At 63.8% G+C, this 15,240-nt stretch carries 10 protein-coding genes and 3 pseudogenes; 11 read left to right on the top strand and 2 right to left on the bottom strand.

What is annotated here, in order from left to right:
- Positions 1-19 precede the first annotated feature (19 nt).
- Positions 20-1,105 carry a glycosyltransferase gene (locus tag ACTGJ9_RS37205; RefSeq protein ID WP_456678748.1) on the bottom strand — a complete coding sequence of 362 codons (1,086 nt, stop codon included), beginning with the start codon at positions 1,103-1,105 and terminating at the stop codon, positions 20-22.
- Positions 1,106-1,500: 395 nt separating this feature from the next.
- On the opposite strand from ACTGJ9_RS37205, the gene ACTGJ9_RS37200 reads away from it, so the two are divergent.
- The 9 genes and pseudogenes from ACTGJ9_RS37200 (at position 1,501) to ACTGJ9_RS37160 (ending at position 12,378) form a co-directional block, all read left to right on the top strand.
- Complete coding sequence (locus ACTGJ9_RS37200; protein ID WP_456678747.1) at positions 1,501-2,547, top strand: fatty acid desaturase; 1,047 nt, start codon at positions 1,501-1,503, stop codon at positions 2,545-2,547.
- Between the two features lie 224 nt (positions 2,548-2,771).
- Complete coding sequence (locus ACTGJ9_RS37195) at positions 2,772-4,004, top strand: branched-chain amino acid ABC transporter substrate-binding protein (RefSeq protein WP_456675074.1); 1,233 nt, start codon at positions 2,772-2,774, stop codon at positions 4,002-4,004.
- Positions 4,005-4,124: 120 nt separating this feature from the next.
- Positions 4,125-5,072 carry a branched-chain amino acid ABC transporter permease gene (locus tag ACTGJ9_RS37190; RefSeq protein WP_456675073.1) on the top strand — a complete coding sequence of 316 codons (948 nt, stop codon included), beginning with the start codon at positions 4,125-4,127 and terminating at the stop codon, positions 5,070-5,072.
- Complete coding sequence (locus ACTGJ9_RS37185) at positions 5,069-6,361, top strand: branched-chain amino acid ABC transporter permease (protein WP_456675072.1); 1,293 nt, start codon at positions 5,069-5,071, stop codon at positions 6,359-6,361. Before ACTGJ9_RS37190 ends, ACTGJ9_RS37185 begins: the two co-directional genes overlap by 4 nt.
- The gene (locus ACTGJ9_RS37180) at positions 6,358-7,128 is read left to right on the top strand and encodes an ABC transporter ATP-binding protein (protein ID WP_456675071.1); all 771 of its coding nucleotides are present in this window, start codon (positions 6,358-6,360) and stop codon (positions 7,126-7,128) included. Before ACTGJ9_RS37185 ends, ACTGJ9_RS37180 begins: the two co-directional genes overlap by 4 nt.
- Positions 7,128-7,823, top strand: coding sequence for an ABC transporter ATP-binding protein (locus ACTGJ9_RS37175; RefSeq protein WP_456675070.1), 696 nt, complete (start codon positions 7,128-7,130; stop codon positions 7,821-7,823). Before ACTGJ9_RS37180 ends, ACTGJ9_RS37175 begins: the two co-directional genes overlap by 1 nt.
- A gap of 214 nt (positions 7,824-8,037) precedes the next feature.
- A complete protein-coding gene (locus ACTGJ9_RS37170; protein WP_456675069.1) occupies positions 8,038-9,249 on the top strand; it encodes an ABC transporter substrate-binding protein in 1,212 nt (403 codons plus the stop codon).
- Positions 9,250-9,320: 71 nt separating this feature from the next.
- Positions 9,321-10,511, top strand: coding sequence for a CaiB/BaiF CoA transferase family protein (locus ACTGJ9_RS37165; protein WP_456675068.1), 1,191 nt, complete (start codon positions 9,321-9,323; stop codon positions 10,509-10,511).
- Between the two features lie 314 nt (positions 10,512-10,825).
- Positions 10,826-12,378, top strand: a pseudogene (locus tag ACTGJ9_RS37160) (L,D-transpeptidase family protein).
- A gap of 31 nt (positions 12,379-12,409) precedes the next feature.
- Here the strand turns inward: ACTGJ9_RS37160 and ACTGJ9_RS37155 are convergent.
- Positions 12,410-13,222, bottom strand: coding sequence for a class I SAM-dependent methyltransferase (locus ACTGJ9_RS37155; protein ID WP_456675067.1), 813 nt, complete (start codon positions 13,220-13,222; stop codon positions 12,410-12,412).
- Between the two features lie 122 nt (positions 13,223-13,344).
- On the opposite strand from ACTGJ9_RS37155, the pseudogene ACTGJ9_RS37150 reads away from it, so the two are divergent.
- Positions 13,345-13,928, top strand: a pseudogene (locus ACTGJ9_RS37150) (HutD/Ves family protein).
- 112 nt (positions 13,929-14,040) lie between these two features.
- A pseudogene (locus ACTGJ9_RS37145) lies at positions 14,041-15,230 on the top strand (adenylate/guanylate cyclase domain-containing protein).
- The last annotated feature ends 10 nt before the right edge of the window (positions 15,231-15,240 follow it).

Raw genomic sequence — 15,240 nt, 5'->3', positions numbered from 1 at the left:
ACTTTCGCGAACGGCTTCGTCAGCGCGCCTGACGCTGCACCGCTTCAGCGATCCCGTAATAGTGAAGCGCGCCCTTTTCGAGCGTGAGATTCTCCATCACATAATCGCGAGGTGCGAAGTCGCCCGCGATGGCCTGCGACCAGAAGTCGCTCCAGCCGGAGACGAAGCCATTCGCGTCGATGAACGTGCGGCCGCAACGTGCGTCGAAATAGGGCACCGAGGATACGCCGCCTTCGTATCTCACCTTGTCCGGAAAATACTCCGGATCCTGCCACGGGCCGCCGCGATTCCACGCGAACACGGGCACCCCGCTCGACAGCGCCTGCTGGCAGGCGATGCCCTGGCTCTCATGCTCGCACAGGAAAACCATGCTGCGGCAGCGCGCCAGCGCCGCCTTGTAGTCGTCTTCCATGTAATGACCATAGCGGATCACCTCGACCGAGCGGCCGCTGGCTTCGACATGCTTAAGGATCGGTTCGATCAGCTCGCCCGCGTAGCGCTCGTGCTCCCAGCGGACCTTGTCATAGAGCAGCACATCGACGCTCTTCTGCTCGGCTGCGGTCTCAGTCCACAGGTCGGTTTCGATGCCGACCGGCCAGACCTCGACATGCGGCCAGCACGGCCGGCACATCTCCGCATACCAGTCGCAGGGCACCAAAATCGTCTTCTTGTGCAAGTCTTTCAGATGCTCCGGTGCATCCACGGGATGGTTGTACATGACGACCCCGAGCAAGAGCGGGTTTTGCCACGCGAACCAGTCGAGCACGAAGGGACGCCCGATGATGCAGGCCAATTCCTCCGGATGCTTGCGGATGTAGCCGTAATCGTTGACGCGATAGCGAATCCCGACCCGGTCGAGCCCGGCACAGAGATTGAGGAACACGCGCCGCTGGCCGCTGATCCAGGACTTGCCGAGCAGCATCCGCCGCAGCAGCGGCCGAACATGCCGGTCGCCGGGAAACCAGCGATCGTCGCGCTCCTCGAAGAACAGGTTGAGCGTCATCCGCGCGTCCCGGTCGGCGGGGGCGGCCGGAACCAGAGACGCATCCGTGCCGTCATGAGGCAGGGAGGCGGGTTCTGCCTGCGTTCGCTCGGCAACGTCCATGTCAGTCACGTCCACGCATTGAGAGAAAGCCGGGCGACGGCTTGAAATTATGGTTTCTTTTTCGGTGATCGCGCCGGTCCGTTCAAGGCCAGGGTAAATTTAACGCTAACGCGCGAAATCGGCGGGCCACTCCAATCGGCGGCCGATCTGCAGACTGCGGCCCGGCGACAGGATGGGTGCCCGCATCTGGCTGAAATCGCGGTGGCCCGTACAATCCCGGGAAATTCGGAGGTGGATGTTGGATATTGGATTGTGCAATACTGCCCAGCAAAGACGTCCGCGCTCGAATTAACAAGAGAGTTTGTGGAAGCGCGACCTCAGAGCCACTGCCGAAGGCGTTGGTGCGCGGGAAGCGTGCCGTCCTGGCCCGGCTTGTTCAGAAAGCAGATCTAGATATGGCTCAAAGGATGCCGGAAATCCGCGCATTGGCGCAGTTGCTCGCCCGTTATCGCGAGCCCGACAGCACCCGCGGCGTCCTCGAACTGGCAGTGACGGCAGTGCCGTTGCTGGCCATCTGGGCTCTGACCTGGAATGCTTTTGACAATGGCTATTGGCTTGGCTTGCTGCTGGAGGTGCCCGCAGCCGGCTTGCTCGTCCGCCTCTTCATGATTCAGCACGATTGCGGGCATGGCTCGTTCTTCCGCAGCCGGGTCGTGAACGACTGGGTCGGCCGGGCCATCGGTGTCGTGACCCTGACGCCTTACGATTATTGGCGGCATAATCATGCGCACCATCATGCGAGTTCCGGCAATCTCGATCACAGGGGTCTTGGCGACATCGATACGTTGACCGTGCGCGAGTTCCTCGCGCAATCGCGATGGCGCCGGATGCTCTATCGCCTCTACCGGCATCCCATGGTGATGTTCGGCGTCGGTCCCACGTATCTGTTCATCCTGAAGCACCGATTGCCGGTCGGAATGATGCGCGGCGGCTGGAAGCCCTGGCTGAGCACGATGGGCACGAACGGCGCCATCGTGGTTCTCGTCGCCGCGATGATCCGGCTGGTGGGCTATGGGCCGTTCCTGCTCGTGCATCTGCCGATTATAATTCTGGCGGCGTCGATTGGTGTCTGGCTGTTCTACGTTCAGCACCAGTTCGAGGACACGTACTGGTCCCATGGCGATGACTGGAGTTTTCACGAAGCTGCACTGCATGGCAGCTCCCACTATCATTTGCCGGCTGTCTTGCGATGGTTCACGGCCAATATCGGCATCCACCACATTCATCATCTCAGCAGCAGAATTCCCTGCTATCGACTGCCGGATGTGTTGCGGGATCACCCGCAGCTCGCTGGCGTCGGACGAATGACCCTGCTTCAGAGTCTGCGGTCTGTGCCGCTGGTTTTGTGGGATGAGGAACGCCTGCAGCTGGTCTCGTTTGCGGAGCTGCGAGCCCGGTCCACGCGCGATCTGCCCGCGATGGCGGACTGTTGTAACCTGTAGCCGCCCCCACCGGCATTGCCGCACGATGCCTATTTCTCGCCGCGGAAATTTCTGCGAGCGCGATGGGTCACCGGCCTTTTACATTTTGCGGTAGCGGCAGCCGGAGCCATGCCTTGCCGAGCTTGTCAATCAAAGCCCATTCTGCTCAGTAGGAGTTTGAAATTGCGCAGCAATATGCGCATGCATCTATCGACTAAAGTCGAAATTCAGCGAGGAAACAAACAATGCGCAAGCTCACTTTGGCCATTGCAATGATCGTCCCGATGCTTGGTCATGCAGCGTCGGCCGAGGACACCCTGAAGATCGGCTACATCGATCCGCTCTCCGGCGGCGGCGCCAGCGTCGGCGAGGGTGGTTTGAAGACGTTCCAGTACCTGGCCGACGAGCTCAACGCCAAGGGCGGCATCCTCGGCCACAAGATCGAGATCCTCCCGCTCGACAACAAGACCAATCCGCAAGAGAGCTTGGTGCAGGCCCAGAAGGCGATTGATGCCGGGGTTCACTACATCACCCAGGGCAACGGCTCGTCTGTCGGCGCGGCGCTGTCGGACTTCGTCACCAAGAACAATACGCGCAATCCCGGCAAGGAAGTCCTGTACTTCAACTACGCCGCCGTCGATCCGAGCCTGACCAACGAGAAGTGCAGCTATTGGCATTTCCGCTGGGATGCGAGCTCCGACATCAAGATGGAAGCGCTGACCAACTACATGAAGGACACGGCCTCCATCAAGAAGGTGTACCTGATCAACCAGGACTATTCGTTCGGCCAGTCCGTCCGTACCGATGCGCGCAAGATGCTCGGAGCCAAGCGGCCCGACATCCAGATCGTCGGTGACGAGCTGCATCCGCTGCTCAAGGTCACGGACTTCTCGCCCTACATCGCCAAGATCAAGGCGTCCGGCGCCGACAGCGTTGTCACCGGCAATTGGGGTCAGGATTTCGCGCTGCTGCTCAAGGCCGCAGCCGATGCCGGCCTGAAGGTCAACTGGTACACTTATTATGCCGGCGGCGCCGGTGGCCCGACCGCGATCAAGCAGACCGGCCTCGATGGGCAGGTTTTCCAGATCACCGAAGGCTTCGCCAACTCCGGCAACAAGGCTGCGATGGACTACGAAAAGGCCTTCCGCGCCAAGGTCAACCTGTCGCTGTGGTATCCGCGCGCGGTCAACGAGATGCGGATGTTCAAGGCGGCGGCCGAGAAGGCCAACTCGATCGATCCCGTGAAGGTGGCGGCGGCGCTCGAGGACCTGAAGTTCGAGGTTCTGGACGGCGGCCAGGGCATCATGCGCAAGGACGATCATCAGTTCTTGCAGCCGATCTACATCTCCTCCTTCGGCAAGTTGACCGAGAGCGAGCCATTCGACGAGGAGGGCACCGGTTGGGGCTGGCATCTGGTTTCCAAGATCGACACGCCGCAGGCCATGGTCTCCACGACCTGCAAGATGGCGCGGCCGTAATCAGGGACTACGTCGCCTTTCCGCGGCCGCTACCGGTCGCGGGAGGACGGCGGGGATGCGTTTGATCGGTTGGGCGATGTTCACCGGGACCATCAGGCCCCGGATATATATGAGTGCGCTGTGCTGGAACTCATTGTCATTTCCACCCTGAACGGTGTGCTGTTCGGCATGCTGCTCTTCCTGCTGTCGAGCGGGCTCACCGTCATCTTCAGCATGATGGGCGTGCTCAACTTCGCCCATGCAAGCTTCTACATGCTCGGCGCCTTCTTCGGCTTCCAGCTCACGAGGTGGATCGGCTTCTGGCCGGCGCTGGTGTTGGCGCCACTGCTGGTGGGCGCCATCGGCATGGCCGTGGAACGCTACGGCCTGCGCAACACCCACAAGCACGGCCACGTTGCCGAGTTGCTGCTGACGTTTGGTCTTGCTTTTGCCATCGAAGAGATCGTCTCGATGATCTGGGGCAAGAGCCCGCTCGACTACCGCGTGCCCGCTCTGCTGGACTTCCCGGCCTTCACCGTCTTCTCGACCAACTATCCCGCCTACAAGATCTTCATGCTGGCGATCTCGGTCGTGATCTTCGTGGCCCTGCTGCTCGTGCTGAAACGCACCCGCGTCGGCCTCATCGTCCAGGCTGCACTCACCCATCCTCATATGGTCGGCCACCTCGGTCACAATGTCGGACGCGTGTTCATGGTCGTGTTCGGTGTCGGCAGTGCGCTGGCCGGGCTTGCCGGCGTCATTGCCGGCCCCGCCCTGGTGACGCAATCCGATATGGCGGCATCGCTCGGGCCCATCCTGTTCGTGGTGATCGTGTTCGGCGGGCTCGGCTCCTTGCCGGGGGCCTTCATCGCGTCGCTCGTCATCGGATTGGTGCAGACGTTCGCGGTGGCGCTCGATGGCTCGCTGGCGAGCGCGTTCGGGCCGCTCGATCCGTCGGCGGGACCGTCCGTTCTCACCGACATCTGGAACGTCACCATCGCCCAGGTCGCGCCGATCGTTCCCTATATGCTGCTGGTGCTCATTCTGATCGTTCGCCCCATGGGCCTGATGGGGACGCGCGAGTCATGAGTACGGCTACGACTTCGGCCTCCAAGAGAACGGCAGATGCTACCGGCGGAAGCCTGCGCTTCTACGGCGTCTGGCTGCTCGGCATCGTCCTGCTGATCGTCCTGCCGATGATCTTCTCGTCGGGCGGCTCGCTGACATCCTTCAGCCTGATCGGCATCGCGATCGTCTTTGCACTGTCCTACAACATCCTGCTCGGCCAGACCGGCCTGTTGTCGTTCGGTCACGCCGTGCATTACGGCCTCGGCGGCTTCGCCGCCTGCCACATGATGAATGCGGTGGTGTCGCATGGCTGGCCGATCCCGCTGCCGTTCATTCCGTTGTTCGGCGGGCTAGGCGGCCTCGTGTTTGCGGTGATCATCGGCTGGGTCATGACCAAGCGCGCCGGCACGGTGTTTGCGATGATTTCGCTCGGCATCGGCGAACTGGTGGCGTCCTCGTCGCTGATCCTGCGCTCGGTGTTCGGCGGCGAGTCCGGCATCACCACGGACCGCACCTCGCTGCCGAAAATGCTCGGCTGGTCGTTCGGGCCGCAGTTGCAGGTCTACTATCTCATCGCCTTCTGGCTGGTGCTGTCGGCGATCGCGATGTACGCGCTGACCCGCACGCCGCTCGGGCGGATCTGCAACGCGGTCCGCGACAATCCGGAGCGCGTCCAGTTCATCGGCTACGATCCGCACGTTGTCCGTTACATCGCCTTCTGCTTTGCCGGCTTCTTCGCCGGCATCGCCGGAGGGCTCGCCGCGATCAATTTCGAGATCGCGAATTCCGCCTATCTCGGCGCGATCCAGTCCGGCCTCGTGCTGTTCTCGAGCTTCATCGGCGGCACCGCCTTTTTCTTCGGCCCGGCCCTCGGCGCGATCCTGGTGACTTATCTTCAGCTCGGGCTGACCAATCTCACCACGGCCTGGCAGCTCTATTTCGGCATCATCTTCATCGGCATCGTGATGTATGCGCCGGGCGGCATCGCCGGCCTGCTGATGATGCATCGGCCGCTGATCCGCGCCGGCACGCTTTGGACGGTGATCCCGTCCTATCTCGTGGCGATCGTGCCGACCATCGCGCTCGCCTGCGGTGTGATCCTGACCATCGAGACCGTCGCACGTTTCTCCGGCGGCGATCCCATCAATTTGTTCGGCATTGCCTTCAACGCGACGTCGCCGGCGACCTGGCTCACGGCAGCGGTCCTCGTTGTCGGAGGCTTTGTCATGGCGCGGCTGACTTGGCGGCGGATCGCGGAGGCGTGGGACCGCGCCGCCACGGTGGCGCGGGATCGGGGATATCTCGCATGAGCGGAGCGGTATCTGGAAAGAGCGCAGCCATCGAAGTCCGGGCCGTCGAGAAGCGTTTTGGCAATGTCGGCATTATCCGCGACCTCAATCTCAGCGTCGCCAAAGGTGAGCGTCACGCCATCATCGGCCCGAACGGCGCCGGCAAATCCACCACCTTCAACCTGATCAGCGGTCACATCGCCCCGACCTCGGGCGAGGTGAAGCTGAACGGCGATCTGATCTCGGGCTTGCGGCCATTCGAGATCAACCGCCGCGGCCTGTCGCGCTCGTTCCAGGTCACCAATGTGTTCGCGCGCATGACGGTCTGGGAGAACGTGCGCTGTGCCGTGCTGTGGGCGACGGGGCATCGCTACGCGTTCTGGAAGAACGTCGACAGCCTGCCCGAGGTGCGCGAACGCACGGCCCGGATCCTCGACGACATCCATCTGATGCACCGGCGTGACGTGCCGGCGGGTCTCTTGACCTATGCCGAGCAGCGCGAGCTCGAGATCGGCATCACCATCGCGAGCGGCGCCACAGTCGTCATGCTCGATGAGCCCACCGCCGGCATGAGCAACGCAGAGACCGAGCGCGCCGTGGCGCTGATCCGTCGGCTGACCGAGGGCAAGACGCTGGTGATCGTCGAGCACGACATGAGCGTCGTGTTCGGCCTTGCCGACCGCATTTCGGTGCTGGTCTACGGCCACATCATCGCCTCGGGCACGCCCGAGGAGATCCGGCGCGATCCCAAGGTCAAGGAAGCCTATCTCGGCGAGGAGGCGCACTGATGCTCGAGGTCAGGGACCTTCACGCCTATTACGGCAAGAGCCACATTCTCCAGGGCGTCGATCTCGATGTCGGCGCCGGCGAGGTCGTGAGCCTGCTCGGCCGCAACGGCGTCGGCCGCTCCACCACGGTCAAGGCGATCATGGGCGAGGTCGCGCCGCAAGGTACGATCCGCTTCAAGGGCAAGGACATCGCGGGCCTGCCCAGCTACAAGATCGCGCGGCTCGGTCTCGGCTATGTGCCGGAACATCGCGACATCTTCCCGAGCCTGACGGTTCGCCAGAATCTGCTCCTCGGCATCAAGGATACGCGCCGTCCGGGCAAATGGCGGCTGCAGGACATGCTCGACATGTTCCCCAATCTGGCCGCGCGCGCCGATACGGCCGCGGGCGTGCTGTCCGGCGGCGAGAAGCAGATGCTGACGACGTGCCGGACGCTGATGGGCGACCCGGATCTGATCATGATCGACGAGCCCACTGAAGGTCTCGCGCCGCTGATCGTGCAGCAGGTCGGCGATCTCATCGCGCGGATCGCGCAAGCCGGCGTCGCCATTCTCCTCGTCGAGCAAAAACTGTCGATCGCGATGCGCATCTCCAAGCGCATCTATATCATGGGGCACGGCCGCGTGGTGTTCGAAGGCACGCCGGACGAGCTCAAGGCCAATGCCGCAATACGGCAGGAATGGCTCGAGGTCTGACGCCTCAGGTGACGTGGTTGTGAACGGCTGCGGCCTGCGCATACGCATCTGTATTCTGCGCTACATCTCACGTCTGATAATCAAGGTATCGTCACCGCCGCCGACATCGCGAGCGATGCGGTCGATGATAACCAAGAACAGAAGTGGAGGACGTTGACGGCGGCCTTGCGAGCCCGCGCGTCGATGCACTCTGCCAGGGAAGGAGATGCCGCGCATGCCCGGCCACCAATTCAAGTTCATCGGTGGAGCCGTCGCTCTGCTTGCCGTCCTGGGCGCTGCCTCGGCCGCGACGGCTGGAAATTACGATACCGGTGCGACCGATACGGGCATCAAGCTCGGCCAGACCATGCCCTATTCGGGACCGGCCTCGGCCTATTCCGCGATCGGCCGCGCCGAGATCGCCTATTTCAAGATGCTCAATGACAAGGGCGGCATCAACGGCCGCAAGATCGATCTTCTCAGCATGGACGACGCCTACTCGCCGGCGAAGACGGTCGAGCAGACGCGCCGTCTCGTCGAGAGCGACGAGGTCCTGGCGATGTTCTCGATGCTGGGCACCGGCCCGAACATCGCGGCGCAAAAATATCTCAACGTCAAGAAGGTCCCGCAGCTGTTCCCGTCGAGCGGCGCCAGCCGCTGGAACGATCCGCAGCATTTTCCCTGGACCACCGGTTCGCAGCCGACTTACAGGACCGAAGGGCGGATCTACGCCAAGTGGATTCTGGCGAACAAGCCCGACGCCAGGATCGCGGTGATCACGCCGAACGAGGATCCCGGCCGCGACTATCTCGCGGGCTTCAAGGAAGGGCTTGGCGAGCACGTCAGCCAGATCGTGTCGGAAGCGGTGTACGAGACGACGGACGCGACGGTCGACTCACAGATCGTCAAGTTCAAGGCCGCCGGTGCCGACGTTCTCTTCAACGAGTGCACGCCGAAATTCGCGGCGCAGGCGATCAAGAAGGTCGCCGAGCTCGGCTGGAAGCCGCAGATCATCGTTCCCGCCGTCTCGAATTCCGTCGGCTCCGTGCTGGCGCCGGCCGGGCTCGAGAACTCCGTCGGCATCGTCACCGGTGCCTTCCTGAAGGATCCCGGCGATTCGCGCTGGGAGAACGACGCGGGCATGAAAGCCTGGCGCGAATGGATGAAGACCTATAATGCCGGCGCTGATCCCGCCGACATCTTCAACGTTACCGGCTACACCATGGCGCAGATGATGGAGATGGTGCTGCAACGTGCCGGCAATGATCTCACGCGCGCCAATTTGATGAAACAGGCGCAGTCCTTCAAGGACGTCGAGCTGCCGATGCTGCTGCCTGGCATCAAGCTCAACACCTCGGCCGAGCAGGTGACCCCGATCCGACAGTTGCAGATGGCGCGCTTCAACGGAAAATCCTGGGAGCTGTTCGGCGACGTCCTCGGCGAGTAGGTCCGACGTATCGGGACGGGCGGGCAGGTTGCCCGCCCGTGATCGCTTCCTCCAACCACTGTGAAGAGACGATGGCACCAACCGGCCCCCTCAGCGGCATCCGCGTTCTCGATCTGACCAGCGTGCTGTTCGGTCCCTATGCCGCGCAGATGCTCGGCGATTGGGGCGCGGATGTCATCAAGATCGAGCCGCCCTCGGGGGACACGTGGCGCTACACCGGCGTGTTCCGGAACCGGGGCATGAGCGGCCAGTTCATGGCGGTCAACCGCAACAAGCGCAGCCTCGCGCTCGACCTGAAGCATCCCGACGGCAAGGCGGCGCTGGCGAAGCTGATCCCGACGGTCGATGCCCTCGTTACCAATGTGCGCCCCGCCGCGATGGCGCGGCTCGGCTTCGGTTACGGCGACTGCGCCAAGCTCAACCCGCGGCTGATCTATGCCGCCGCGACCGGCTTTGGCCAGGACGGCCCGTGGGCGGCGCGGCCCGCCTTCGACGAGATCATCCAGGCGGCTTCCGGCCTCGCATCATCGATCGGATCTGACGAGGAGCCGCAGTTCGTTCCGAGCCTGATCGGCGACAAGATCTGCGCCATGGCGATGGTCGGCGCGGTGTCCGCCGCGCTGTTCCGGCGCGAACGCTCCGGACAAGGCCAGATGGTCGAGGTGCCGATGCTGGAGACGATCGCGGGCTTCAACAGCATCGAGATGCTGGGCGGACATGCGTTCGATCCGCCGATCGGCCGGACCGGCTACAAGCGCATGAAGAACCGGCGTCCGGTGAAAACCAAAGACGGCTGGCTGACGATGCTGCCTTATTCGGGCGACAATTGGTGCGCCTTCTTCGAGGCGGTCGGCCGTCCCGAATTGAGCGACGAGCTCGGCGTGCGCGATCCCGTGCTGCGCTCGCAAAACATCGACAAGATCTACGACCGCATGAGCGAGATCGGACCGACCCGCACCACGGCGGAGTGGGAGGAATTGCTGCTGCGGCTGGACGTGCCGCACACCGCCTTTGCCCGGCTCACCGAGATCGGCGACCAGCCGCATCTCGCCGCTGTCGGACTGTTCGCGGATATCGATCATCCCTCCGAGGGGCGGATTCGCCAGGCGCGACCCGCAACGAAATTCTCGGAAAGCCCCGCCGGCATCCATCGCATGGCGCCGCGCCTTGGCGAGCACTCGCGCGAGGTGTTGCGCGAAGCGGGTCTGAGCGATGCCGAGATCGCAGCGCTAGTTGCGAACAAGGCGGTCGGCGCGGCGTAGAGCGGGCGGGCCAGCTGACGCTGAGCGCGACCGCTTGCTGCCGGCCGTCCTAGCGCAATTCTCTGTGATTCCGGTCACATCCCATCCCGCCGCTTCAGGTGGACATTCTGCCGCAGAGCGCGTCCACCAGCTCCAGGCCAGTCCAGCCGCGGACCGGCCTTCCGCCCGCGCGGGCCGTCGTATATGAGAGCTTTGTCGCTGGAACCGACCGAAAATCGCCCGATACGGAACGGATGGTGGCTGCGATTTCTTAATTCAAAGATCGCAATCTGATCCATGGCGGACCAAATGCGGACAGGCAACCGGGGAATGGCATGAAAGACCTGATGACGACGGCGCAATCCAATGGAGTGATGCGGCGTTGGGGGGCTCCCGGAATTGTGATGTTCGCGGCGGCAGTTGCGCTGGCCGTCCCGAGCGCAGCCGTTGCCGCCAAGCAGCCGCGCCCGACCGCCGAGGCGGTGGCGCAGCGCGAGGCCGGCGAGCCGATCATGGCGATCGTGTCGATCAAGAGCCAGCAGGTCACGTTCTACGATTCCGAGGGCTGGATCCTGCGCGCGCCGGTTTCGACCGGTACGACCGGGCGCGAGACGCCCGCCGGCGTCTTCGCGATTATCGAGAAGGACAAGGACCACCACTCCACCATGTATGACGACGCCTGGATGCCGAACATGCAGCGCATCACTTGGAACGGCATTGCGTTGCATGGCGGACCGCTGCCTGGCTATGCCGCCTCGCACGGCTGCGTGCGGATGCCCTTCAACTTCGCAGAGGGCCTGTTCGACAAAACCAATATCGGCATGCGGGTGATCATCTCGCCAAACGACGCCGCTCCGGTCGATTTCTCGCACCCCTCGCTGTTCGTGCCGAGCAAGGAGGCCATTGCGGCGGCGCCCGCGCGCGCCGACAAGCTGTCCGCCCTGGCGGAGGAGGCCGCAAGCGCGGCTGATGATGCCAAGAAGGCCGCGACGGCAGCCGCGAAGGATGCGCAATCGCTTCCGGCAACGCTGCGCAAGTTGGAGCAGCAGAAGGCGCGCGCCGACGCCGAGAACGCGTATGCCGACAAGCTGGTCGCGAACGCCAAGACGGATCAGGCCAAGGCAAAGGCCGACGAGCTGAAGCAGAAGGCCGCGACCAAAGCCGCGGATGCTGCGACCCAGTTGGACGCCGCCAAGGCCGCCGCGCAGCCGAAGCGTGATGCGGTTGCCGCAACAAGGATGCCGCCAAAGCGGCCGCGGCCAGGAAGGCCGAAGCGGTCAAGGCTGCGACCGACGCAAAACTCGCGCTCGAGCCGGTCTCGGTCTACATCAGCCGTGCAACGCAGAAGCTCTACGTGCGTCGCAACACCCACAAGCCGGCGCCCGATGGCGGCGGTGAGGTGTTCGACACCAGCATCGAGGTTGCCGTGACCATCCGCAATCCCGATCAGCCGCTCGGCACGCACATCTTCACGGCGATGGCGAAGACCGGCACCGGCCTGCGCTGGAGCGTCGTCACCATCGACGACGGCGACAACGCCAAGGACGCGCTCGACCGAGTCACCATTCCGCAGGACGTGTGGGATCGCATCGCGCCGACCGCAGTGCCGCGCTCGTCCATCATCATCTCGGACGAGCCGCTGAGTGCCGAGACCAACTATCGCACCGAGTTCGTCGCGGTCCTGAGCAACCATCCGCAAGGCGGCTTCATCACCCGCAAGCCGACCGCGCCGCCGATGGAAGTGGCCACCGACGATGGCTGGGGCGGCAATGGCTTCTTCTTCTTTGGGCAGCGCGATCCCAACCCGCAGCCGGCCAATCCGCGCCGCCGCGGCGGCCAGTACCAGTACTATCAATCGACGCAGCCGATGCCGCGGAGTTTTTGGTAGGCCGCGGGGCGGAGCCTAGCGGCTCACGCCGCTACGGCCGGGCCGTGATCACCAAGGCCTGAATCCTGGCCTCGACCGGTCCGGAGCCGTGGCGTTTTCGGATAGCTTGCGCAACGGCATCGGTTGCGGCCTCGAGCTTGCTCGCATCCCTGGCCTCGATCTCGCCGCGTAGCGGCGTTCCCTGGCAGTAGGCGATCGCGACGTATTCCGCCGAGGGCGCGCGGCTCATTGCTGTCAGCGTCTCGATCGATATGTCCTTGAAGCCCGCGCGTTCGAGATCGGTCTTGATGACGGCCTTGTCGTGATAGCCGTGCGGCGTCCGCGCCATGAAGAGGGGCGGATTGTCAGGAAACATCTTGCCGAGCGTGATCGTCGCGTCATTCGCGAATACATTGTCTTCGATACGGTCCCAGACACTGAACAGGTACGTGCCATCGGGCTTCAACACCCGCTTCGCTTCCGCATAGCCCTTGCTGCGATCCGGAAAGAACATGGCGCCGAACTGGCAGCAGACGACGTCGAACGTGGCATCGTCGAAGGGCAGCGCCAGCGCATCCGCCTGTCGCCAGGACATGCGGGGGTCATCGCCATGACGCTGCTTCGCGACCGCGAGCATCGGTTCGTTGAGGTCGGTCGCGACATAGCGGACACCGGCAGGCAGCAGCGCCGCCACGGCCCGCGTGACGGCGCCGGTGCCGGCGGCAATCTCGAGCAGGTCCGAGGGCGACAGCGCTGCGATGCGCCTGGCGAGGTCGTCGGCATAGAAGGAGAAGATCAACGGCACCAGATATTCGTCGTAGAGCTTTGGGACCGAGCCGGCGAAAACCTTATCGGTGCTGGACATGGGTGCCTCGCTGAAGGTTTGACCATCCCAGGCAGGATAGCACGGATCCACGACGGCGCGATTTGAGGCCGGCGGCAATCGTGATATCGGTCTGCTCGCCCTTTCCGCACGAACTGAGACACATGAAAGCCACGCTGCTGAAATCCGAAGACTACACCCGCTCGCCCTGGAAGAACGGCGGCGGCACCTTGACCGATATCGCGGATGCGCATCGGCCGGGCGCGGCGGTGAAGGATTGGGACAGCCTGCTGTGGCGCTTCGCCTCCACGCCAATCGTGGCGCCCGCGCCGTTCTCCCACATGCCCGGCATCGACCGTCTGCAGATGGTGGTCGGCGGGCGCGGGCTGGTGCTGAAAGCGCCCGGGCAGGAGTTCGACGAGCGCGAGCCGTTCACGACCGTGCGCTTCGCGGGCGAGCTCGCGATCGCCACCGAGCTCGAGGCCGGTCCGGTCGAAGTCGTCAACCTGATGGCGCGGCGCGGTGCGGCGGAGATCGAGCTCGGGGTGCTCAGGAGCCCGGCGGGCGGCCATTGCCTGCGGGAACGCATTTGCTCTACGCGGCGCGCGGCGACTGCAGCATCCGTCTCGGCGGCGAGGATTTTGCGATCGCGCGCGAAAACACGCTGAAGGTCGAATTGACCGCGGCCTCGTCACTCGCGCTGGTTTCGGGCCTGGCGGTGCTGGGATCGATCAGAATCGTTGGTTGAGCGGCGATCCTGCGCAGAGCGATGCGCACAATCCGTGCAACTGGCCAGGTTGACGCGGCCGCGCCGGAACCCGATATGTCGGAGACCAAGACCGACGCCCAGAGGCAGATGAATGAGCGCGCCGCGAAACGATGACTTGATCCATTCCGGCAGCGACGCCGTCATCGACTGGCTGACCAACGGCACGCGCGACCAGCGCTTCATCGACAACATCTTTGCCGAGATGTGCATCCGCCTCCAACAGGCCGGCATTCCGCTCAAGCGGTCGACGCTTCATGTCATGATCCAGCACCCGCAATGGCTGGGGGCCCGTTTCATGTGGTCCGACGGCATGCGCGAGGCCGAGATCGCGCGGGTCGATTTCGATGTCAGGGGACGTTCCGAATATATCGGCAGCCCGGCCAACGAAATGTTCGACGGTGCAACCGAAGTGCGTGAGATCTCGAACGTGATCCCGCGCTCGGCCGCAAGCACGCGCTCTATGACGAGATGCGAGCGAAGGGCCTGACCGATTATCTGGCCTGGCCGCTGTATCATACGCTCGGCAAGCGGCACCTCGTCACGTTCTCGACCGACCGCCCCGGCGGCTTCGACGACGCCCATGTCGCCGCGCTGAAGAAGGTGCTGCCGGTGCTGGCGCTGGTCAGCGAGATCCGCGTCAAGAACCGCCTGGCGCGCACGCTGCTGGAGACCTATGTCGGCGCCCATGCCGGCGAGCTGATCCTCGCCGGCGCCACCCGACGCGGCACCGGCACGACGGTGCGTGCCGCGATCATGATCTGCGATCTCAGAGATTTCACGAAAATCTCCGACAACTGGCCGCGCGACGACGTCATCGATCTCCTCAACGATTATTTCGACGCGATGTCCGAGCCGATCGCGCGGCATGGCGGTGAGATCCTGAAATTCATCGGCGACGGCCTGCTCGCGATCTTCCCGCTTCATGAGCCAAACGCCTGCGCCAATCTGCTGCGGGCGGTCACCGAGGCGCGCGAGGCCATGGCCGCGCTGAACGAGCGAAACAAGGCGACCGGCCGCGCGCCGCTGAACTACGGCATCGGCGTCCATGTCGGCGACGTCATGTACGGCAATATCGGATCGACCAGCCGGCTCGATTTCACCGTGATCGGTCCCGCCGTCAACATGGCCTCGCGCCTCGAGGCGCTCACCAAGCAGATCGGCAAGCCGGTGCTGCTGTCGCGCGATTTCGCCGATCTGGTGACGCCGGAGTTCGAGCTCGAGCGGGTCGGCCAGCATGCGGTGCGCGGTTTCAGCGAGCCGATCGAGCTGTTTGCGTTTTAGCCGGGTGCGG

The sequence above is a fragment of the Bradyrhizobium sp. RDM12 genome (genome assembly GCF_051917485.1).
Lineage (GTDB): Bacteria > Pseudomonadota > Alphaproteobacteria > Rhizobiales > Xanthobacteraceae > Bradyrhizobium.
Note: the sequence above shows the minus strand (reverse complement) of the source record. Positions and strands in the feature narration are given on the sequence as shown.